Raw genomic sequence first — 21,101 nt, 5'->3', positions numbered from 1 at the left:
AGCCCGGATCCGCTGCCACACCACGCTGAACCGAGCACCGCGCTGCCTATCACTGACAGTGCCAGGCGCCGTCCGGAACTCCGACGCACAATGGACGCATGAACAAAGCGGACATGTCGGCAGGAGCCGTCCTCGGTGAGTTCCTGCGCAGCCGCCGGGCGCGGCTGAGCCCCCAGGACGCCGGCATCGTGTCCTACGGAGCCCGGCGCGTGCCGGGGCTTCGCCGGGAGGAGCTCGCCCAGCTCGCGGGCATCAGCGCCACCTACTACACCCGCCTGGAGCAGGGGCACAGCGTGAACGCCTCCGAGTCCGTCCTCGACGCGATCGCCAGGGCGCTCGGCCTCGACGACGACGAGCGCACCCACCTGCACGACCTGGCGAAACCGGCCGGAGCCGGGCGGCGGCGCCCGGCGCGTCCGGACACCGCCCGCGCGAGCACGGTGCGCCTGATCGAAGCGATGACCGACGTCCCCGCCCTCATCCTGGGCCGCCGCACCGAGGTCCTGGCCTGGAACCGCCTCGGCCACGCGCTGCTGGGCGGCCACTACGACTTCACCGCGCCCGGCCAGCCCGCCGACCGCCCCAACCTCGCCCGCATGCTGTTCCTCGACTCCCACACCCGGGAGCTGTACGCCCGCTGGGACGAGGAGGCCGCGCGCGCCGTCGCCTCCCTCCGCCTGGTCGCCGGCCGCTACCGCGACGACCGGGCGCTGGCCGACCTGGTCGGCGAGCTGACCCTCAAGAGCGACGACTTCGCGCGGCTGTGGGCCCGGCACCCCGTCCACACCTGCCAGTCCGGGCGCAAGTGGTTCCGCCACCCGGAGGTCGGCGACCTCGACCTCGAGTTCGAGGTCCTGCACCTGCCCGACGACACCGGCCACCGAATCCAGACCTACACCGCCCTCCCCGGCACCGCGTCCGACGCGGCCCTACGCCTCCTCGCCCACTCGCTTCCTTCAGGCGCTAATGAGCTCTCAACGCCGCGATCAGCCACTCGAAGGCCGGAACGCCCGGAGGGTTCGGCTGCTCGCCGTTGATGACCGCCAGCAGGTGCCAGTAGCGCTCGACCCTCGCATCGGTGAACGTCTCCAGCTGTTCGAGCATCCGGGCACGCCGCTCGAGCGGAAGGTCCGGGTCGACGATACGGTCCAGAACCGCCCGTCCCTCTTCCGAAGCGGGGTCGACGTCCTCCGCCAGCGCCCGTCCGGCGTGCTCGAAAACCTGGTGGTAGTCAGGCCCCTGGTCGGGTTCGTCGGTCCCTTCCCCGGCCACCGCCATGGCGCGGACCTTCTGCCGGAAGCTCTCGTCGGTGACGAGCTCCCCGAGTTCGATCCAGGCGTCGACCTGTTCGGGCGCGGGGTCGTCCGGCAGCTCCGCGGGCATTCGCCGCATGCTCCGGACGATGCCCATGGCAGGCGCCTCGGGGTCGATCCCCTCGGCCACCTCGGCCAGGAAATCGTCGATCATCTGCTGCCGCTCCCGCGCGGACAGCCTGGCCAGTCTGTGCATCAGCACCGTCTCCTCTATCGTGCTCTCCCGCGCGGCGACCGTGCTGAGCACCGCCCGACGCAGCCGCAGCACGCGGATCTCGACGTCCAGCGCCGCGACATGGGTCCTGGCGACCTCGGCCAACGTGGTGCCGCGCGCCAGCACCTCGCGGACGGCCTCCAGTCCCAGTCCCAGTTCCCGCAGCGTCCGGACGAGCTCGAGCCGGGCGACCGCCTCGGCGTCGTAGAGCCGGTAGCCGCCCGCCGACCTCCCGGCCGGCGGCACGACCCCCAGGTCCGACCAGAACCTGATGGTCCGCGCCGCCAGCCCCGTACGGCGGGCGAGCTGTCCGATGGTGAACAACTCCGTGCTCGTGCTCATGCGCCGACCCTCCACCTTCCACCCGGTGGAAAGTCAACCGGGAAAGAGGGGACCGGTCCGATCCTGCACTCGGGCAAAGATTGCACTAGTGCATAATCTCCCCATGCAGGAAAATCTCCCCGGGCTCAGGGAACGCCAGCGCCGCCGGACGACGAAAGAACTGCACGACGCGGCGGTTCAGCTCGTGTCGGAACAGGGGTTGGCCGCGGTGACCGCGGAGGCGATCGCCGACCGCGCCGGCGTCTCCAGGCGCACCTTCTTCAACTACTTCGCCTCCAAAGAGGACGCGGTGCTGGGCGCGCGGCCGCCGTCGATGTCGGAGGCGGAGCTGGCGCGGTTCCTCGACGAGGACTCGGCGGACCCGTTCACCCGCACGGTCCGCCTGATCGTGTCCATCATCCGCTCGAGCTTCGAAGCCGGTTCGACCTTCGACGAGCGCCGGATCCTGGTGCACCGGTTCCCGGAACTGCGCCAGCGGCTCTCCCAGCACGTCTCCACGGCGGAACAGCTGGTCGAGTCCGTCCTGAAGGAGAAGCTGTCCTCCTCGGGGGAGACCGCGGGCGAGTCCTCCCGCGCCCTGCTCATGCTCGCCGGAACGGTGCTGCGCTACGTGTACACGCACGACCCCGGAGCCGTCGAAACCGATCCGACCGCCGCGATCGAGTCGGCCATCGCCACCTTCAAGAAGGTTCTGGAGGACATCTCTTGACCGCGACCATCCCGAACACCGTGCCCGAGAAGGGGGACGAGGCCAAGCGCATCCGGCTGCTGTTCGCCGGCCTGATAGTGGCGATGCTGCTGGCCTCCCTGAACCAGACGGTCCTGTCGACCGCCCTCCCGACGATCGTCGGGGAGCTCCACGGCGTCAACGACATGGCCTGGGTCATCACCTCCTACATCCTCGCGTCGACGATCGTGATGCCCGTCTACGGCAAGGTCAGCGACCTGTTCGGCCGCAGGCCCGTCCTGCTCGCGGCGATCCTGCTGTTCACGGCAGGCTCCGTGGTCGGCGGCCTGTCTGGAACGATCCAGTGGCTGATCGCGGGCAGGGTCGTCCAGGGGCTCGGCGGCGGCGGGCTGATCATCCTGTCGCAGGCGGCGATCGCGGACGTCGTCCCGGCACGCGAACGCGGCAAGTACATGGGCATCATGGGCGCCGTCTTCGGCGTCTCGTCCATCGTCGGCCCGCTTCTCGGCGGCTGGTTCACCGAAGGGCCCGGCTGGCGGTGGGCGTTCTGGATCAACCTCCCGCTCGGCGCCCTCGCCGTCCTGGCCACGGTGTTCCTGCTGCGCCTGCCCCGGCCCGCGAACGACGGGCGCCCCAGGCTCGACTACCTGGGGATGGCCCTCATGTCCACCGCGACGACCGCGCTCGTGCTCGTCGGCACCTGGGGAGGGTCCCGGTACGACTGGGGCTCGCCCCAGATCGTCGGGCTGACCGCCTTCGCCGTCGTCACGGCCGCCCTGTTCATGTTCGTCGAGTCGAGGGCGAGCCAGCCGATCATCCCGCCGTCCCTGTTCAAGGACCTCAACTTCAACCTCACGACGGTCGCGGCGCTGTTCGTGGGCGTGATGATGTTCGGCATCCTCGGGTACATGCCGACCTATCTGCAGATGGTGACCGGCGCCAGCGCCACGCACGCCGGCCTGCTGATGGTCTCGATGATGGGCGGCATGCTCGTCGCGTCGATCTCCTCCGGGCAGGCCGTCTCACGGACCGGGAGGTACAAGTGGTCGCCGCTCCTGGGCTCCGTCGTCATGGGCGTCGGCCTCGGGCTCCTGTCGACCCTGCACACCGACTCCCCCACTCCGCTCACCTGCCTCTACCTGTACGTGTTCGGCACCGGCCTCGGCATGTCGATGCAGACCCTGATCCTGATCGTGCAGAACTCCTTCCCCGTCAGCCAGGTGGGAACGGCGACGGCGGCGACCAACTACTTCCGCCAGGTCGGCGCCACCCTCGGCTCCGCGGTCGTCGGCTCGGTCTTCACCGCGCGCCTCACCTCGCTCCTCGCCGAGCGGCTGCCCGAGGACGGCGGTGCGGCGGCGCACGTCGACTCGCTCACCCCGGCGCTCGTGAACGCGTTCCCGGACGAGGTGCGGACCCCGGTCATCGAATCCTACAACGAGGCGCTCATGCCGATCTTCCTGTGGATGGTCCCGCTCGCGTTCCTCACCACGGCCGTCCTCTGCTTCCTGGTCGAGAAGCCCCTCGCCACCAGGATCGAGCGCGACCTCCCCGTCAGCGCCATCGCCGACGAGCAGCTCCTCCCCCCGAATCCCGGCAAGGCGTGACCGCGGCGCCGACTCATACGGAGAGGGGGATCCGAGCAGGCTCGGATCCCCCTCTCACGCTCTGGCCCTCACATCAGCTGCAGCCGCTGGTGGAGCCGCAGCCTTCGCAGACGTAGCAGCTGCCCGCGGGGCGCATGCCGGTGCCGCAGGTCATGCACATCGGGGCGTCGGCGGTACGGCGGCCATGGCTCTCGGTGGCGTCGACGCGGGCCGGGGCCGACTGGACGACCGGGAGCGGCTGGGCCGGGAGCTCGATCTCCGCGGACTGGGCCAGGCCCTCGACGTCCTCGCCGTGCAGGGACGCGGGGTCCTCGCCCGCGGCCTGGAGGGTGCGCTCCTCGGCGGAGAAGATGCCGAGCTCGGCGCGTGACTCGTACGGCAGGTGGTCCAGCGCCAGCCGGCGGAAGATGTAGTCCATGAAGGACGTCGCCATGCGGATGTCGGGGTCGTCGGTCATCCCGGCGGGCTCGAAGCGCATGTTGGTGAACTTCTCGACCCACGTCTCCAGCGGAACGCCGTATTGGAGGCTGATGGAGATGGCCATCGAGAAGGCGTCCATGACGCCGGCCAGGGTGGAGCCCTGCTTGCCGAGCTTGAGGAACACCTCGCCCAGGCCGTTGTCCGGGTAGGACGAGGCGGTCATGTAGCCCTCGGCGCCCGCGACGGAGAAGCGGGTGACGGTGGCCGGACGCTTCTTCGGCAGCCGGCGGCGGACCGGGGGCACCGGCCCCGCGGGAGCGGCCGCGACGACCGGAGCGGCCTCGGGCTCCTCCTTCTTGGCGTTCTTGGCGATCGACAGCGGCTGGCCGACCTTGCAGTTGTCGCGGTAGATGGCCAGCGCCTTCAGGCCCATCTTCCAGCCCTCGAAGTAGACCTTCTCGATGTCCTCGACCGTCGCGCTCTCGGACATGTTGACGGTCTTGGAGATCGCGCCGGACAGGAACGGCTGGACGGCCGCCATCATCCGGACGTGGCCCATCGGGCTGATGGACCGCTCGCCCATCGCGCAGTCGAAGACCTCGTAGTGCTCGCGCTTGAGACCCGGGGCGTCCACGACGTGGCCGTGCTCGGCGATGTACTCGACGATCGCCTCGACCTGCTCGGGCTGGTAGCCGAGCTTCCCGAGGGCGCGCGGCACGGTGTGGTTGACGATCTCCATGGAGCCGCCGCCGACCAGCTTCTTGTACTTCTTCAGCGCCAGGTCGGGCTCGATGCCGGTGGTGTCGCAGTCCATCATCAGGCCGATGGTGCCGGTCGGCGCGAGCAGCGACGCCTGGGCGTTGCGGTAGCCGTTCTTCTCGCCGAGCTTCAGGCACTCGGCCCACTCGCGGGTGGCCTCGAGGTGGAGCGCCTTGTCCACCTCGTCGAGGGTCCGGATCGTGTCGTTGGCGGCCGCGTGCTTGCGCATGACGCGCTTGTGCGCCTCGGCGTTGCGGGCGTAGCCGTCGTAGGGGCCGACGGCGGCGGCGAGCTCGGCCGAGCGGCGGTAGGCGGTTCCCGTCATCAGCGAGGTGATGGCCGCGGCGACGGAGCGGCCGCCCTCGGAGTCGTAGGCGTGGCCGCTCGCCATGAGCAGCGCGCCGAGGTTGGCGTAGCCGATGCCCAGCTGGCGGAACGCGCGGGTCGTCTCGGTGATCTTCTCGGTCGGGAAGTCGGCGAAGGTGATCGAGATGTCCATCGCGGTGATGATCAGCTCGACCAGCTTGACGAACGGCGCGACGTCGAAGGTGTTGTCGGCGCGCAGGAACTTCAGCAGGTTGATGCTGGCCAGGTTGCACGAGGAGTTGTCCAGGTGCAGGTACTCCGAGCAGGGGTTGGACGCGGTGATGCGGCCGGACTCGGGCGAGGTGTGCCAGTCGTTGATGGTGTCGTCGTACTGGACGCCGGGGTCGGCGCACTCCCAGGCGGCCTGGGCCATCAGCCGGAAGAGGTCCTTGGCGCGGACGGTCTCGATGACCTCCCCGGTCAGCCGGGCGCGCAGCCCGAACTCGCCGCCGGTCTCCACCGCGCGCATGAACTCGTCGGAGACCCGGACGCTGTTGTTGGCGTTCTGGTACTGGACGGAGACGATGTCCCTGCCGCCGAGGTCCATGTCGAACCCGGCGTCGCGCAGGGCCCGGACCTTGTCCTCTTCGCGGGCCTTGGTCTGGATGAACTCGGCGACGTCGGGGTGGTCGACGTCCAGGACGACCATCTTGGCGGCGCGGCGGGTGGCGCCGCCGGACTTGATGGTGCCGGCCGAGGCGTCGGCGCCCCGCATGAAGGAGACGGGGCCGCTGGCGGTTCCGCCGGAGGAGAGCAGCTCCTTGGACGAGCGGATGCGGGAGAGGTTGACGCCGGAGCCGGAGCCGCCCTTGAAGATCACCCCCTCTTCCTTGTACCAGTCCAGGATCGACTCCATCTGGTCGTCCACGGAGAGGATGAAGCAGGCGCTGACCTGCTGCGGGGACTTGGTGCCGACGTTGAACCAGACCGGCGAGTTGAAGCTGAAGACCTGGTGGACCAGGGCGTACTTGAGCTCGTGCTCGAAGATCTCGGCGTCCTCGTCGGACGCGAAGTAGCCGTGCTCGCGGCCGGTGTCGGTGTAGACCTTCACGACCCGGTCGACGAGCTGCTTGAGGCTCCACTCGCGCTGCGGGGTGCCGACCGCGCCGCGGAAGTACTTGGTCGTGACGATGTTGGCGGCGTTGATCGACCAGAAGGCGGGGAACTCGACTCCGCGCTGCTCGAAGTTGATCGAACCGTCGCGCCAGTTCGTCATGACGACGTCACGACGCTCCCAGTCGAGCTCGTCATAGGGGTGCACTCCGGGCTTGGTGAAGATGCGCTCCATCTTCAGGCCCTTGCGCACCGCGGCCTTGCCACGACGAGCCGGTCCGCTGACCGTCTCGGTCATGTCTCCCCCTCACTGGGCCCCCTTCGTCAGGGCCCCTTCTCACGCATGACTGATCACACCCTTCTCCCGGTACGCCACCGGGAGGGGTGTGGTTTCTGACTGTGCGCCCGCGGTCGTTACAGCGAGTTCGCCGGCTTCCTCATTCCGGCGAGCCCTTGCCACGCAGAGCGTCTATTTCCTTCTCGAAGTCGTCGATCGACTCGAAGCCCCGGTAGACCGAGGCGAAACGCAGGTAGGCGACCTCGTCGAGCTCCCGCAGGGGCCCCAGGATCGCCAGGCCGATCTCGTGGGACTGGATCTCGGCGGCACCGGTGGCCCGGATGGCCTCCTCGACCTTCTGTCCCAGTAGGGCGAGCGCGTCCTCGTCGACCGGGCGGCCCTGGCAGGCCCTGCGCACCCCGGCGATGATCTTCTCCCGGATGAAGGGCTCGGTCACCCCGCTGCGCTTGGCCACCATCTGGAGCACGCTCTCCTGGGTGGTGAACCTCTTGCCGCATTCGGGACAGGAGCGACGGCGCCGGATGGCGGCCCCGTCCTCGGTGGACCGGCTGTCTATCACCCGGCTGTCGGGGTGACGGCAGAATGGACAGTGCACGTCCCTGCTCCTTCCCGTGAACCGGGGTCAACTATTCACCAGGAGACCACAACTTATGGCGAGTTACATCCATGTAACTACTAGATGTTGTGGTCCAAACCTAAGCCCCCGGCACTCCCTTCGCAAGCCGGAACGACCGCCCCGAGGGTAGACCCTGGTCACACGGCATCCCCCGGCGTGTCGCGCGGCGGGCGGCGGCGCGCCCGCCCCCGCGGACCCTTCCCCGGCCCCTCTCCGGCGGGCGGGCGGCTCAGAAACACCCATTTCTTGACACATTCCTCGAATCAATTTTCGATAGAACGGGTGTACGATATTCACGGGCCGACCCGCCAGATCGATCACACCAATCTCGAACAATTGTTTGATCATCACCCGGGAACACGCTAACGTTCTGTGGCGCGAGCCACTACGACGAGAGCACACGAGACAGGAGGCGAAGGCGCCATGGGCAAGGTCTCTCAGACGCCTGAGGAACCCTTGGACGAGACCGGCCTCACCCAGCGCCAGCGCATGGTGCTCGAAGTGATCCGGGACTCGGTCCAGCGCCGCGGCTACCCGCCGTCGATGCGCGAGATCGGCGAGGCGGTCGGGCTGACCAGCACCTCCAGCGTGTCGCACCAGCTGCGCACCCTGCAGCGCAAGGGCTTCCTGCGCCGCGACCCCAACCGCCCCCGCGCGGTCGAGGTGCGCGTGCCCGGCGGCGGGAGGGCGGCGCGGCCCGCCGGCGCCGCGGAGCCCTACGAGGAGGGCCCCGTCCCGGCGTACGTGCCCCTGGTGGGCCGGATCGCGGCCGGCGGCCCGATCCTGGCCGAGGAGTCCGTCGAGGACGTCTTCACCCTCCCCAAGCAGCTCGTCGGCGAGGGCGACCACTACCTGCTGCGGGTCCAGGGCGACTCGATGATCGAGGCGGCCATCACCGACGGCGACTGGGTCGTGGTGCGCCAGCAGCCCGACGCCGACAACGGCGACATCGTGGCCGCGATGATCGACGGCGAGGCGACGGTCAAAACGTTCAAGCGCCAGGACGGGCATGTCTGGCTGCTGCCGCAGAACCCCGCCTACGAGCCGATCCCCGGCGACGCCTCCAGCGTCCTGGGCAAGGTCGTCGCGGTCCTGCGCAAGATCTGACGGCCGTCTCGGCCGTCACTCCGCGAGCACGACGAAGCGCCGCCCCGGTGGAAGAGGGGGCGGCGCTTCGCTGTGCTTCCTTTCCCGGGGGGCGACCCCCGGACCCCCGAAAGGGAACAGGCGATCCTCGCTTCGCTGCGGTCACCTGTTCCCTGCGGCTCAGGCGGCCCAGCCGAGGTTCCGCATGTCCCGGTGGGCCTCCTTGAGGTCCTTGGCGGTGTCGATCCCCTTCCAGTACCCGTCGATCTCGTAGGCGCCGAGGCGCCCCTGCTCGGCGAGCCGGGGGAAGGTCGCGGTCTCGTGGTCGCCCAGGTCGGGCAGCAGGTCCCGCATGCCGGGCTCGAAGAGGTACACGCCGGCGTTGATCCAGTGCGGCAGCACCGGCGACTCCTTGAAGCCCGTGATGCGCCCGTCCTCGGCGATGCCGACGATCCCGTAGGGCGACTTCAGCGCGGTGACGCCCAGGGTCGCCAGCGCTCCGGAGTCGGCGTGGTGGCGCGCCAGGTCCGCCAGCGGGAAGCGGGTGAGGATGTCCCCGTTGAGCCCCAGCCAGGGCTCGTCGGGGAAGGGAAGGGCACGGGAGGCGTACTTCAGCCCCCCGCCCCTGCCGAGCGGCCGCTCCTCCACCGCCACGCTCACCTGGAGCGGGAAGGACCGGCCCAGGACGTGCCGCCGCATCATCTCGCCCAGGTGGCCGCAGGAGACGACCACGTGCTCGACGCCCTCGGCCGCCAGCCACTCGACCTGGTGCTCGAGGATGGGCTTGCCTCCGACGTCGACGAGCGCCTTGGGCACCCGGTCGGTGTACGGCCGCAGCCGGGTGGCGTTGCCTCCGGCCAGGATCACCGCCTGCCTCACCTGAGTCACGGGGGAACCTCCTCTTTCGGGACGGCTCCAGCGTGCCGCACGTAAGTTACGCCAGAATGACCTGTACCTGACGCTTTGTTACGTTCAGTTCAGATCTGTCTGAGAAAGGGTCAGGCCTCCGCCCAGATGGACCGGCGGCCCGGGAACTCCACGTACCGCCGCAGCTGCGCCACTCCCGAGAGCGAACCGCACCAGGCCGCGAACGGCGGGTCCTCCCGGTCGAAGCCGCTCTGGACGAACGTCAGCCTGGTTCCGCCGTCGGAGTCGGCGAGCTCCCAGGTGGTGACGCCCGGGACCCCCCAGTCGACGCTCGCCTTCCGCCCCGGCTCCAGCTCCACGATCTTGGCGCCCACCGGGTCGTTCTCGAAGCCCCCCATGGAGTAGCGCCCGCCCACGAACGGCTCGATGTCGATGGGGAAGCCGAACCATTCGGTGACCTTCGCACCGTCGGTGAGCGCGTCGAAGACCTCGTCCCGTCCCGCGGCGATCAGCACCTCGCTCCGCAGCTCGCCTCCGGCGAAGTCGCACCAGCCGGTGACGGCCCGCCCCTCCACCTGGTCGACGAGGTTGGCCACCGCCAGGTACCAGAAGGTGAACAGGACGTTCTGGATCCCCTCGCCGCGCCGTGCCGCGTCGGGGTCGACGCCGGTCTGGACGACCGTGATCAGCGTGCCCCCGTCCTCCTCGGCCAGCGAGAACTCGGTGGTCGTCTCGACTCCTCCGAGCGGCCAGGCGAAGCGGATCGTGCGGTCGTCGGCGTGCAGGAGCCGCTGGTGCGGCGCGTCGCCCTCGGGGGTGTAGCGCCCCCAGAACTCGTAGCGTTCGGGCAGCTCCACCCGGGCGTGCTCGGCCAGCCACCCGCGCATGAGCTCGGGGTCGGTGAGCGCCTGGTGGACCTCCTTGATCGGGGCGGAGGTCCGGGCGGCGATCTTCATCGGTTCAAGCATCCTCTTGCTCCTTCGGGTGGTCTTTCGGGTAGCACGCCACGGCGAGCTTGAAGGCGTCGCCTTCCGCCCCTCCGTAGCGCGTGAAAAGGTCCTGCAGGGTGTGCCGCAGCTCGTCCAGGAACTCTCCCCGCCGCTCCGGCGCGATCCGGATCTCGCCGGAGACGCCGAAGGAGGGGAGCTCGGAGGCGGCGGGGTCGAGCTTGGCGACGTCCTCCTGCACCTCCTCCATCAGGTCGAGCAGGTAGCCGAGGCTCATCGCGTCCCGCGCCTCGCGCAGCCCGCCGAGCCGGCCGACCAGTCGCGGGGACATCCAGTACGACCGGGCGGTCGCCTGGTAGACGCCCTCGTGGACGGCGCGCACCTTCCGTTCGGCCACGCGCGTGACCAGCCCGGCCTCCTCCAGCAGCTTGACGTGGTAGTACACGCGCTGTTTGGACTGGCCGAGCCGCTGCGCGACCTCCCCGCAGGTGCGGGGTTCGGCCAGCAGCCGCAGCACCTCGATGCGCTGCGGCTTGAACAGGATCTCGGCCTGTTCGATCTGCTCCAGGTACAGGATGTCTCTCATGGCAAAATCAGTTTTTATGTAAAAACGGATTTTGTCAATAGGGCCGCGAGAAGGGCCGCCCCGGGTGGGACGGCCCTTCGGGCGAGCTGACCGCAGCGAAGCGAGGATCGGCTCGCCCGCCCTCGGGGGCCTGGGGGTCGCCCCCCAGACCGACACGTGTCAGACGACGATGTTGACGATCTTCGGCGCGCGGACGATGACCTTGCGGACGGTGCCGTCACCGATCGCGGCCTGGACCTTCTCCGAGGCCAGCGCCAGCTTCTCCAGCTCGTCCGCGGAGATCTCCGGAGAGATCTCCAGCCGGTCGCGGACCTTGCCGGCGACCTGGACGACGCACGTCACCGACTCCCGGACCAGCAGCGCCGGATCGGCGACCGGCCACGGCACGCGGGCGATGGAGCCGCTGTGGCCCAGCTTCTCCCAGCCCTCCTCGGTGATGTACGGAGCGGTGATCGACAGCAGGACGGCCAGGGTCTCGGCGGCCTCGCGGACCGCCGGGTCGGCCGCGCCGGGACCGGAGTCGATGGCCTTGCGCGCCGCCGACGTCAGCTCCATCATGCGGGCGACCGCCACGTTGAAGCGGTGCCCCTCGACCAGGCGGGTGACCTCGTCGATCGTCCGGTGGGTGACCCGGCGCAGGTCCACGTCACCGGCGGCGAAGTCCACGCCCGGCTCACTGGCGACCTCCGACATGACCCGGTAGGCGCGGGCCAGGAACTTCTGGGAGGCCGCCGGCGAGACGTCCGCCCAGTCGATGTCCTCCTCCGGCGGGCCGGCGAAGACCATGGTCAGCCGGACCGCGTCCACGCCGTAGGCGTCGATCTGCTGGCCCAGGTCGATGCCGTTGCCCAGCGACTTGGACATCGCCTTGCCCTGGTTGATCACCTGGCCCTGGTTCAGCAGCCGGGTGAACGGCTCGGTGAAGTCGACCATGCCCAGGTCGTGCAGGACCTTGGTGAAGAAGCGCGCGTACAGCAGGTGCAGGACCGCGTGCTCCACGCCGCCGACGTACTGCTCGGCGGGCATCCACCGGCGCACCTTCTCGACGTCGAACGGGCCGTCGGTGTAGCCCGGCGAGCAGTAGCGCAGGAAGTACCAGGACGAGTCCACGAAGGTGTCCATGGTGTCGGTGTCGCGCTTGGCCTCTCCACCGCAGGCCGGGCACTTGACGTTGACCCAGTCGGCGGCACCGGCCAGCGGGGACACGCCCTTGGGCGCCAGGTCGGCGCCGCGCAGGTCGTCGGGCAGCCGCACGGGCAGGTCCTCGTCGGGAACGGGGACCTCGCCGCAGGACGGGCAGTGGATGATCGGGATCGGGGTGCCCCAGAACCGCTGGCGGGACAGCAGCCAGTCGCGCAGCCGGAAGTTGACCGTGCCGTGGCCCAGTCCCTTCTCCTCCAGGATCCCGATGATCGTGGAGATGGCCTCGGCCTTGCCCAGCCCGTCCAGCGGCCCGGAGTTGATCAGCCTGCCCTCGCCGGGAGTGGCCGTGCCGGTGACGGCCGGGTCCTCGGCCCCGGTCTCCAGAACGACCTTGACCGGCAGGTCGAAGGCCTTGGCGAAGTCCAGGTCGCGCTGGTCGTGGGCGGGGACGGCCATGATCGCGCCGTGCCCGTAGTCGGCCAGGACGTAGTCGGCGGCCCAGACGGGGATGCGCTCGCCGTTCACCGGGTTGATCGCGTGCACGCCCAGGAAGACGCCCGTCTTCTCCTTGTCGGTGGACAGGCGGTCGATGTCGCTCAGCTTGGCGACCTCGGCCTGGTATGCCTCCAGCGCCGGACGCTGCTCGTCGGCGACAATCCGGGAGGCCAGCGCGGCGTCGGCGGCGACCACGAAGAACGTCGCGCCGTACAGGGTGTCGGGGCGGGTGGTGTAGACGGTGACCGGCCCGTGGCCCTCGATCTCGAAGGTGACGTCGGCGCCCTCGGAGCGGCCGATCCAGTGGCGCTGCATGGTCAGCACGCGCTCGGGCCAGCCGCCCTCCAGCTGGGCCATGTCGTCCAGCAGCCGGTCCGCGTAGTCAGTGATCTTGAAGTACCACTGGGTCAGCTCCCGGCGCACGACGTCCGCGCCGCAGCGCTCGCACCTGCCCGCGACGACCTGCTCGTTGGCCAGCACCGTCTGGTCGTTGGGGCACCAGTTGACCAGGCCGCCCTTGCGGTAGGCCAGGCCCCGCTCGAAGAACCGGGTGAACAGCCACTGGTTCCACCTGTAGTACTCCGGGTCGCTGGTGTGCAGCCGCCGGGACCAGTCGAAGGAGATCCCGTAACGCCGGAAGGAGTTCGCCTGCGTCTCGATGTTGGCGTACGTCCACTCCGCGGGGTGGGCGTTGCGCTTGATCGCGGCGTTCTCCGCGGGCAGGCCGAAGGAGTCCCAGCCGATCGGGTGCAGGACGTTGTAGCCCTGGTGCAGCCAGTACCGGGCCACCACGTCGCCGATGGCGAAGACCTCGCCGTGGCCCATGTGCAGGTCCCCGGACGGGTAGGGGAACATGTCCAGCATGTAGCGCCGCTCACGCGGGTCCGCGGGGTCGTCGCTGGCGGCGAAGGTCCCGAGCTCCGCCCAGCGGGCCTGCCACTTCTCCTGGACGGCGCGGGGATCGTACTGCTGCTCTTCGTCGCTCACTGGGCTTCCTTTTCCGGTTCGCTGCCTTCAGACAAATGAAGAAGCCCCTCACGCAGGGAGGGGCGGCCACGCTGGTTTCGAGATCAGCGTGGCTGGCTGAGAAGCAGCCTCGATCGCATACCTTAAGAATAGCGCAGGAGCAAGCCGGACAAGGCTCGTTGAGACGGACGCCTCACTCCCCCTAGACGTCCCCCGCCGATGCCGGTTGGATGGTTACCCGCACGTAAACACCCAGACGACCACCTTCGGCGAGGAGAGAAACACGATGCTCAACCTGTCCGTGCTGATCGAAGACGCGGCCCGCGAGACGCCCGATCGCGACGCCCTCGTCTTCGGGGACATGCGACTGTCCTACTCGTTCGTCAACACGGTCGCCAACCAGGTCGCCAACCTCCTGGTCTCCTGGGGCATCCGCCCCGGGGACAAGGTCGCCCTCTCCAGCCCGAACCTGCCCTACTTCCCGATGGTCTACTTCGGGATCCTCAAGGCCGGCGCGGTCGTCGTCCCGCTGAACGTGCTGCTCAAGCCCCGCGAGGTCGCCTACCACCTCGAGGACTCCGACGCCAAGGCGCTCTTCTGCTTCGAGGGCACCCCCGAACTGCCGATCGGCGAGTCCGGGCACGCCGGGTTCCAGCAGGCCGACGGCTGCGAGCACTTCGTCGTGCTGCCCGCCAACCCCGCCGCCTCCGAGTCGCCGATCGAGGGCACCGAGCTGTTCTGGGCCGCGCTGAACGGCCTGCCCGGCACCTTCGAGCCGGTGGTCACCGAGCCGACCGACACCGCCGTCGTGCTCTACACCTCCGGCACCACCGGCCAGCCCAAGGGCGCCGAGCTGTCGCACGCCAACATGCTGATGAACGCGATGGTGGCGGACGGCCTCTTCGCCAAGACCCTGCACGACACCTTCATGGTGACGCTGCCGCTGTTCCACATCTTCGGCCAGACGTGCGTGATGAACGCGGGCATCTACCGCAGGGCCACGCTGGCGCTGGTGCCGCGGTTCGAGCCGAAGGCCGCCGTCGCGCTGCTGGTCAAGGAGAAGATCAACATGTTCGCGGGCGTGCCCACCATGTGGTGGGCGCTGCTCATGGACGACACCTCCGAGGACGACGTCAAGGAGATCACGGCGAACCTGCGGGTGGCCGTCTCCGGCGGCGCCGCGCTGCCGCTGGAGATCATCAAGGGCGTCAAGAAGAAGTTCGGCGTGGACGTCCTCGAGGGCTACGGCCTGTCGGAGACCTCCCCGGTCGCCTCGTTCAACCGCCCCGACCGGCCCACCAAGCCCGGCTCCATCGGCCTGCCGATCTGGGGCGTCGAGATGAAGCTGATCGACGACGAGTGGAACACCGTCGAGGGCGAGGGCCCCGGCGAGATCGCGATCCGCGGCCACAACGTCATGAAGGGCTACTACAAGCGGCCCGAGGCGACGGCCGAGGCGATCAAGGACGGCTGGTTCCGCACCGGCGACCTGGCCCGACGCGACGACGAGGGCTACTACTTCATCGTCGACCGGTCCAAGGACATGATCATCCGGGGCGGCTACAACGTCTACCCGCGGGAGATCGAAGAGGTCCTCATGACCCACGAGGCCGTCTCGCTGGCCGCCGTCGTGGGCGTCCCGCACGACAGCCACGGCGAGGAGATCAAGGCGTACGTCATCCGCAAGCCCGGCGCCGAGGTGACCGAGGAGGAGCTGGTCTCCTGGGGCAAGCAGCAGTTCGCCAACTACAAGTACCCGCGGATCGTGGAGTTCCGCGACGAGCTGCCGATGACCGCCAGCGGCAAGATCCTCAAGCGCGAGCTGCGCTGAGACCCGCTTCCCGGCTCCTGCCGGAGTGAAGGGNNNNGCCGCTCCCCCCCTTCGCCGTCCTCAGCCCCTGATCAGGTCGGCGGCCTTCTCGCCGATCATGACGGCGGGGGCGTGGGTGTGGCCCCGGTTGACCCTCGGCATGATCGAGGCGTCGGCGACCCTCAGGCCGCGCACCCCGCGCACCCGCAGCTGCGGGTCGACGACCGAGGTCTCCTCCACTCCCATGTGGCAGGTGCCGACCGGGTGGTAGAGCGTCTCGCCGTTCTCCCTGACATGCCTCTCGAGCAGCTCGTCGCTCCCGGCTCCCGGGTAGGGCGGGTAGTCCTCCCCCGCGTACGGCCGTAGGGCCTCGGCGTTCATCAGCTTCTCCGCCTCGCGGATGCCGAAGACCAGGCGCTCGAGGTCGCTCTCCCCCGTCAGGTAGGCCGCGTCGATCCTGGGCGCCTCCGCCGGGTCCGCCGAGGCCAGGGTGAGGGAGCCGACGCTGTCGGGCTGCAGCAGGACGACGCCGATGGTGATGCCGTCCTCCTTGGCCGCCTCCTTGTCCAGGCCGTGCTTGATGAACGGGCCCGGCGCGAAGATCAGTTCCAGGTCCGGGGCGGGCAGCGCGGGGTCGCTGCGCAGGAAGACCACAGCCTCCCCCACATTCGTGGTGAAAGGGCCCTTACGCGTCGCGAGGTACTTGAGGAGGTTGGCGACGGTCTCGGCACTGGCGAGGGTGACCTTCTTCGGACACTTGCGGAAGACGCCGACCGACAGGTGGTCCTGGAGGTTGCGGCCGACGGCCGGAAGCGGGTGCACCACGTCGATGCCGTGCTCGGCCAGATGCTCGGGATCGCCGATGCCCGAGAGCATCAGCAGGTGCGGGGAGCCGATCGTCCCGGCGCACAGGACGACCTCCTCAGCCGCGCGGACCTCCTGGCCTCCGTGGACGATCCCGACGGCGCGGCCGTCCTCGATCAGCACCCTGGAGACCTGGACATCGGTGATGACGGTGAGGTTGGGCCGGTTCAGGACGGGCTTGAGGAAGGCGTCGTAAGCACTCCAGCGGCGGCCCTTCTTCTGCGTGACGGGCGTCTGCGCGTACCCCTCGTTCGACGGGCCGTTCAGCTCCGCCAGCCTGTTGTGGCCCAGTTCTTCGCAGGCCTTCAGGAACGCCTTGGTGGTGACGTTCGGGTCGCGCTGCTCCTCGACGTGCAGGGGGCCTTCGGTGCCGTAGACGCTGCCCGCGTTGGAGCCGACGCGGCGCTCGGCCCTCCGGAAGTACGGGAGGACCTCCTCGTACGACCAGCCGGGGACCTCCCAGTCGTCGTAGTCCTCCCTGGTGCCGCGCACCCACATCATCGCGTTGATGCTGGAGGAGCCGCCCAGGACCCGTCCGCGCGGCCAGTACAGCTCCCGTCCGGCCAGTGCCTCCTGCCCGGTGGTGGAGAAGTTCCAGTCGGCCTCGGTCCGGAAGAGGTTGGGGAATCCCGCCGGAACGTGGAACTCCTTCTTGTCGTCCTGCCCTCCGGCCTCGATCAGGGCGACGGTGACGCCGGGATCCTCCGACAGCCTCGCGGCCAGGACGCATCCCGCCGAACCGGCTCCGACGATCACGTAGTCGTAGTGCACAGCGCTCCTCCGAGGGCCTGGGGGGTCGTCCCCGGACTATCCACCCTCGTGGGAGGCACTGTCCAGCATCCGGGCGGCCCGGCTCCCGGTTCCGCGCCGCCCGTCCCGCCATGGCCGGAGGCGGGACGGGCGGGCAGCGCTCAGATCTTCGTCCAGGCCTCGGTGAGGACGGAACGCAGCTTTTGCTCGATCTCCTCGAAGTGCTCAGGACCGCAGATCAGCGGCGGGCTGAGCTGGATGACCGGGTCGCCCCGGTCGTCGGCACGGCAGTACAGGCCCGAGTCGTACAGGGCCTTGGACAGGAAGCCGCGCAGCAGCCGTTCGGACTCCTCCTCGTCGAAGGTCTCCCTGGTGGCCTTGTCCTTGACGAGCTCGATTCCGTAGAAGTAGCCGTCGCCCCGCACGTCGCCGACGATCGGCAGGTCGAGCAGCTTCTCCAGGGTGGCGCGGAAGACTGCCTCGTTGCGCTGGACGTTGCCGAGCAGGTCCTCCCGCTCGAACAGGTCGAGGTTGGCCAGCGCGACCGCGGACGAGACGGGGTGACCGCCGAAGGTGTAGCCGTGGGCGAACATCGTCTCGCCCGTCTTGAACGGCTCGAACAGCCGGTCGCTGACGAGCATCGCGCCGAGCGGCGAGTAGCCGGAGGTCAGGCCCTTGGCGCTGGTGATGATGTCGGGCTGGTAGCCGTACTTCTGGGCGCCGAACATGGTGCCCAGCCGCCCGTAGGCGCAGATGACCTCGTCGGAGACCAGCAGCACGTCGTACTTGTCGCAGATCTCGCGGACCCGCTGGAAGTAACCGGGCGGGGGCGGGAAGCAGCCGCCGGCGTTCTGGACGGGCTCGACGAAGAACGCCGCGACGGTGTCGGGGCCCTCGAAGAGGATGGCCTCCTCGATGCGGTCGGCGGCCCAGCGGCCGAAGGCCTCCACGTCGTCGGCGTGGGCGGTGGCCCGGTAGAAGTTGGTGTTGGGCACCCGGAAGGTCGAGGGCACCAGCGGCTCGTAGGGGGCCTTGAACGCGGGCACCCCCGTGATCGACAGCGCGCCCTGGGTGGTGCCGTGGTAGGCGGTGGCCCGGCTCAGCACCTTGTGCTTGCCGGGCTTTCCGGTGAGCTTGAAGTAGTGCTTGGCCAGCTTCCACGCCGACTCGACGGCCTCGCCTCCACCGGAGGTGAAGAAGACCCGGTTCAGGTCTCCGGGCGCGGCGAGCGCCAGCCGCTCGGCCAGTTCGACGGCCTTGGGATGGGCGTAGGACCAGAGCGGGAAGAAGGCCAGCTCGGAGGCCTGCTCCGCGGCGGCCCTGGCGAGCTCCGCGCGGCCGTGCCCGGCCTGGACCACGAACAGCCCGGCCAGGCCGTCGAGGTACTTCCTGCCCTTGTCGTCGTAGATGTAGGCGCCGTCACCGCGGACGATCATCGGCACCTCGCCGCCGTTCTCGTAGGTCGAGTGGCGGGTGAAGTGCAGCCACAGATGGTCCCGGGCTGCTGCTTGAGGGTCGGTCATCGCTTCTTCCTCGTACGGTCCGGACAACTTATTCCGTTGATTCACTCAATCAAGAGCACTGAATCACGCACAAATACACTTTAAGTCAACGATATCCGAAGGTCACGTCACATGCGAGACCCGACGGAGAACTCCGGGCCCGGGCGGGCGGAGTAGCGTCACGGGCCATGAGTGAGATCACGACGGTCCGGGCGAACGGGCTGGAGTTCGGCTGCCTGTCCGCAGGCCCCTCCGACGGGCCGCTGGCGCTGCTGCTGCACGGCTTTCCCGACACCCCGCACAGCTGGCGCCACCTGAGCGCGGCCCTCGCCGGGACGGGCCACCGGGTGGTCGCTCCCTACATGCGGGGATACGCCCCGACCTCCCTCGCCCCGGACGGCGCCTACCAGACCGGCGCGCTCGCCGCCGACGCCAACGCCCTGCACGAGGCCCTCGGCGGGGACGGATCCGCGGTCCTCATCGGCCACGACTGGGGCGCCGCCGCCGTCTACGGGGCCCTCTCCGCGGCGCCCGAGCGCTGGCGGCGGGCGGTGACGATGGCCCTGCCCCCGGTGAGCGCGCTGTTCGGGGGGTTCTTCTCCTATGAACAGCTCAAGCGGTCGTTCTACATCTTCCTCTTCCAGACCCCGCTGGCCGAGACGGCGCTCGACGACGGGTTCGTCGCGGGCCTGTGGAGGGACTGGTCCCCCGGGCACGAGGAGGACCTCTCCCCCGTCCTCGCGGCACTGGGCGCTCCCGAGAACAAGGCCGCGGCGATCGGCTACTACCGGGCGATGCTCGATCCGTCGCTTCACCTTCCCCGCTACGCCGCCGAGCAGGAGGCCGCCGGCGCGGTCGGACGCGTCCCCCTGCTGTATCTGCACGGAGCCGACGACGGATGCCTCGGCGCGGATGTGATCGGCCTGGACGGCGGGCTGCTCGACCACCTGCCGCCTGGATCTAAGACCGAGCTCATCCAGGATGCGGGACACTTTCTGCAGGTGGAGCAGCCCGAGAAGGTCAATGAGGCGGTACTGAGCTGGCTGTGACCCAGGTCACATACAGCGTACGTCAGATCTTTGGCATGATGGACTGACCGAATATCGTTCTAGTGAGGGTCGAGACATGCTCGAAGTCGAGGAGATCAACCTGACCGACTGGTCGTTCTGGGAGCGGCCACTCGCTGAGCGAAACGAGGCGTTCAAACGGCTGCGCGAGCACCCCTCGCTGATCACGTTCGAAGAACCGAAGATCGAGATCATGCCGCAGGGCCCCGGCTACAAGGCCCTCGTCACCCATGCCGACGTCGTCGAGGCCTCGCGCCGCCCGCAGGACTTCTGCTCCGGCAAGGGCTCGATCAGCATCCCGGACATGCCCGGCGACGTGCACGAGTACTTCGGCTCGATGATCGTCATGGACGACCCGCGGCACGCCAAGATCCGGCGCATCGTCTCCCGCGCCTTCTCGCCGCGGATGATGATGCAGCGGTTCGAGGATCAGATCCACACCGTCGCCGGAGAGATCATCGACGACCTCAAGGCGGGCAAGGGCACCGGCGACTTCGTCCTGGACGTCGCCGCCCGGCTCCCGCTGCAGATCATCTGCAAGATGATGGCCATCCCGGAGTCCGCCTACCAGACCGTCTTCGACGCCTCCAACGTCATCCTGGCCGGCAACGACCCCGAGTACCTGCCGACCGGCGACGCCATGGGCGTGCTCACCAAGCTCATGGAGGCCGGCGAGGCCCTGCAGAACCTGGTGCAGGAGCTGGCCCGCGAGCGCAGGGGCGGCGACGGCGACGACCTGGTCTCCCAGCTCATCAACGCCAACATCGACGGCGAGTCGCTGACCGACCAGGAGATGGGCTCCTTCTTCATCCTGCTGGCCGTCGCGGGCAACGAGACCACCCGCAACGCCATCGCGCACGGGCTGCACCTGTTCACCAGCTTCCCCGAGCAGCGCGCCCTCCTGCTGAGCGACTACGACACGCACATCCCCGGCGCGATCGAGGAGATCGTGCGGTTCGTCTCCCCGGTGATCTGGATGCGCCGCACCGCCACCTGCGACACCACGCTGAACGGGCACGAGATCAAGGAGGGCGAGAAGCTCGTCCTCTACTACAACTCGGCGAACCGCGACGAGTCGGTCTTCACCGACCCCGACAAGTTCGACATCACCCGCTCCCCGAACCCGCACGTCGGCTTCGGCGGCCCCGGCCCGCACTTCTGCCTGGGCGCCCACCTGGCCCGCCAGGAGGTCAACGTGATGTTCCAGCGCCTCTTCACCGAGTTCCCCGCCATCACGTCCGGCACCCCGGACCGCCTCTTCTCCAACTTCGTCAACGGCATCAAGCACCTCCCCTACACCCTCGGCTGACCCGCCCGGGCCCTTCCGCCCGCCGCCGATCCC

The 21,101-nt window shown here is 69.1% G+C and carries 16 protein-coding genes; 7 read left to right on the top strand and 9 right to left on the bottom strand.

The annotated features are described in order from the left end of the window. The first annotated feature begins 98 nt into the window (after window positions 1-98). Window positions 99-1,037, top strand: coding sequence for a helix-turn-helix domain-containing protein (locus tag ABD327_RS21650; RefSeq protein ID WP_344452403.1), 939 nt, complete (start codon window positions 99-101; stop codon window positions 1,035-1,037). Here ABD327_RS21650 and ABD327_RS21645 read toward each other — a convergent pair. Continuing rightward, the gene (locus ABD327_RS21645; protein WP_344452402.1) at window positions 964-1,869 is read right to left on the bottom strand and encodes a MerR family transcriptional regulator; all 906 of its coding nucleotides are present in this window, start codon (window positions 1,867-1,869) and stop codon (window positions 964-966) included. The genes ABD327_RS21650 and ABD327_RS21645 overlap by 74 nt on opposite strands. Window positions 1,870-1,972: 103 nt before the next feature. Here ABD327_RS21645 and ABD327_RS21640 point away from each other — a divergent pair, with 103 nt between their 5' ends. Then, entirely contained in the window at window positions 1,973-2,578 is a 606-nt protein-coding gene (locus tag ABD327_RS21640; RefSeq protein WP_344452400.1) for a TetR/AcrR family transcriptional regulator, read from the top strand. After that, window positions 2,575-4,164: an MDR family MFS transporter gene (locus tag ABD327_RS21635; protein ID WP_344452398.1), complete on the top strand. Its 1,590-nt coding sequence runs from the start codon at window positions 2,575-2,577 to the stop codon at window positions 4,162-4,164. The genes ABD327_RS21640 and ABD327_RS21635 overlap by 4 nt, the downstream gene beginning before the upstream one ends. Before the next feature lie 73 nt (window positions 4,165-4,237). Here the strand turns inward: ABD327_RS21635 and ABD327_RS21630 are convergent, their stop codons facing one another. After that, complete coding sequence (locus tag ABD327_RS21630; protein ID WP_344452397.1) at window positions 4,238-7,060, bottom strand: vitamin B12-dependent ribonucleotide reductase; 2,823 nt, start codon at window positions 7,058-7,060, stop codon at window positions 4,238-4,240. A 139-nt stretch (window positions 7,061-7,199) separates the two neighbouring features. After that, window positions 7,200-7,655 (bottom strand): transcriptional regulator NrdR, encoded by a 456-nt coding sequence (nrdR, locus tag ABD327_RS21625; protein ID WP_344452396.1) that lies wholly within the window; start codon window positions 7,653-7,655, stop codon window positions 7,200-7,202. A 444-nt stretch (window positions 7,656-8,099) separates the two neighbouring features. Here nrdR and lexA point away from each other — a divergent pair, with 444 nt between their 5' ends. After that, a complete protein-coding gene (gene lexA, locus ABD327_RS21620) occupies window positions 8,100-8,783 on the top strand; it encodes a transcriptional repressor LexA (protein ID WP_344452395.1) in 684 nt (227 codons plus the stop codon). Window positions 8,784-8,942: 159 nt separating this feature from the next. On the opposite strand, the gene ABD327_RS21615 is transcribed toward lexA, so the two are convergent. From ABD327_RS21615 to leuS, 4 genes are all read right to left on the bottom strand, one after another. Further along, complete coding sequence (locus ABD327_RS21615) at window positions 8,943-9,650, bottom strand: nucleotidyltransferase family protein (protein ID WP_344452394.1); 708 nt, start codon at window positions 9,648-9,650, stop codon at window positions 8,943-8,945. Between the two features lie 110 nt (window positions 9,651-9,760). Next, window positions 9,761-10,597, bottom strand: coding sequence for an SRPBCC family protein (locus ABD327_RS21610; protein WP_344452393.1), 837 nt, complete (start codon window positions 10,595-10,597; stop codon window positions 9,761-9,763). Further along, a complete protein-coding gene (locus tag ABD327_RS21605; RefSeq protein ID WP_344452391.1) occupies window positions 10,590-11,162 on the bottom strand; it encodes a helix-turn-helix domain-containing protein in 573 nt (190 codons plus the stop codon). Before ABD327_RS21605 ends, ABD327_RS21610 begins: the two co-directional genes overlap by 8 nt. A 159-nt stretch (window positions 11,163-11,321) precedes the next feature. After that, a complete protein-coding gene (gene leuS, locus ABD327_RS21600; RefSeq protein ID WP_344452390.1) occupies window positions 11,322-13,787 on the bottom strand; it encodes a leucine--tRNA ligase in 2,466 nt (821 codons plus the stop codon). A gap of 265 nt (window positions 13,788-14,052) precedes the next feature. Between leuS and ABD327_RS21595 the strand changes: the two genes are divergently transcribed. Beyond that, on the top strand, window positions 14,053-15,597 hold the full coding sequence (locus ABD327_RS21595) for a long-chain-fatty-acid--CoA ligase (protein WP_344452389.1): 1,545 nt from the start codon (window positions 14,053-14,055) through the stop codon (window positions 15,595-15,597). A 60-nt stretch (window positions 15,598-15,657) separates the two neighbouring features. On the opposite strand, the gene ABD327_RS21590 is transcribed toward ABD327_RS21595, so the two are convergent. Both ABD327_RS21590 and ABD327_RS21585 read right to left on the bottom strand, forming a co-directional pair. Next, window positions 15,658-17,211, bottom strand: coding sequence for a GMC family oxidoreductase (locus ABD327_RS21590; protein WP_344452387.1), 1,554 nt, complete (start codon window positions 17,209-17,211; stop codon window positions 15,658-15,660). Between the two features lie 140 nt (window positions 17,212-17,351). Further along, the gene (locus ABD327_RS21585; protein ID WP_344452385.1) at window positions 17,352-18,713 is read right to left on the bottom strand and encodes an aspartate aminotransferase family protein; all 1,362 of its coding nucleotides are present in this window, start codon (window positions 18,711-18,713) and stop codon (window positions 17,352-17,354) included. A 167-nt stretch (window positions 18,714-18,880) separates the two neighbouring features. Between ABD327_RS21585 and ABD327_RS21580 the strand changes: the two genes are divergently transcribed. Both ABD327_RS21580 and ABD327_RS21575 read left to right on the top strand, forming a co-directional pair. Next, a complete protein-coding gene (locus tag ABD327_RS21580; RefSeq protein WP_344452384.1) occupies window positions 18,881-19,741 on the top strand; it encodes an alpha/beta fold hydrolase in 861 nt (286 codons plus the stop codon). Between the two features lie 76 nt (window positions 19,742-19,817). Then, window positions 19,818-21,068, top strand: a complete 1,251-nt coding sequence (locus ABD327_RS21575) for a cytochrome P450 (protein ID WP_344452382.1) — start codon at window positions 19,818-19,820, stop codon at window positions 21,066-21,068. The last annotated feature ends 33 nt before the right edge of the window (window positions 21,069-21,101 follow it).

The sequence above is a fragment of the Actinocorallia aurantiaca genome, assembly GCF_039533685.1.
Taxonomy (GTDB): domain Bacteria; phylum Actinomycetota; class Actinomycetes; order Streptosporangiales; family Streptosporangiaceae; genus Actinocorallia; species Actinocorallia aurantiaca.
Note: the sequence above shows the minus strand (reverse complement) of the source record. Positions and strands in the feature narration are given on the sequence as shown.

Bases quoted from the DNA above. Each gene is read 5' to 3' on its own strand.
- ABD327_RS21650 (WP_344452403.1), top strand. From the start codon at position 99: ATGAACAAAGCGGACATGTCGGCAGGAGCCGTCCTCGGTGAGTTCCTG.
- ABD327_RS21575 (WP_344452382.1), top strand. From the start codon at position 19,818: ATGCTCGAAGTCGAGGAGATCAACCTGACCGACTGGTCGTTCTGGGAG.
- ABD327_RS21595 (WP_344452389.1), top strand. From the start codon at position 14,053: ATGCTCAACCTGTCCGTGCTGATCGAAGACGCGGCCCGCGAGACGCCC.
- ABD327_RS21605 (WP_344452391.1), bottom strand. From the start codon at position 11,162: ATGAGAGACATCCTGTACCTGGAGCAGATCGAACAGGCCGAGATCCTG.
- ABD327_RS21610 (WP_344452393.1), bottom strand. From the start codon at position 10,597: ATGCTTGAACCGATGAAGATCGCCGCCCGGACCTCCGCCCCGATCAAG.
- ABD327_RS21640 (WP_344452400.1), top strand. From the start codon at position 1,973: ATGCAGGAAAATCTCCCCGGGCTCAGGGAACGCCAGCGCCGCCGGACG.
- ABD327_RS21645 (WP_344452402.1), bottom strand. From the start codon at position 1,869: ATGAGCACGAGCACGGAGTTGTTCACCATCGGACAGCTCGCCCGCCGT.
- ABD327_RS21580 (WP_344452384.1), top strand. From the start codon at position 18,881: ATGAGTGAGATCACGACGGTCCGGGCGAACGGGCTGGAGTTCGGCTGC.
- ABD327_RS21630 (WP_344452397.1), bottom strand. From the start codon at position 7,060: ATGACCGAGACGGTCAGCGGACCGGCTCGTCGTGGCAAGGCCGCGGTG.
- ABD327_RS21585 (WP_344452385.1), bottom strand. From the start codon at position 18,713: ATGACCGACCCTCAAGCAGCAGCCCGGGACCATCTGTGGCTGCACTTC.
- lexA (WP_344452395.1), top strand. From the start codon at position 8,100: ATGGGCAAGGTCTCTCAGACGCCTGAGGAACCCTTGGACGAGACCGGC.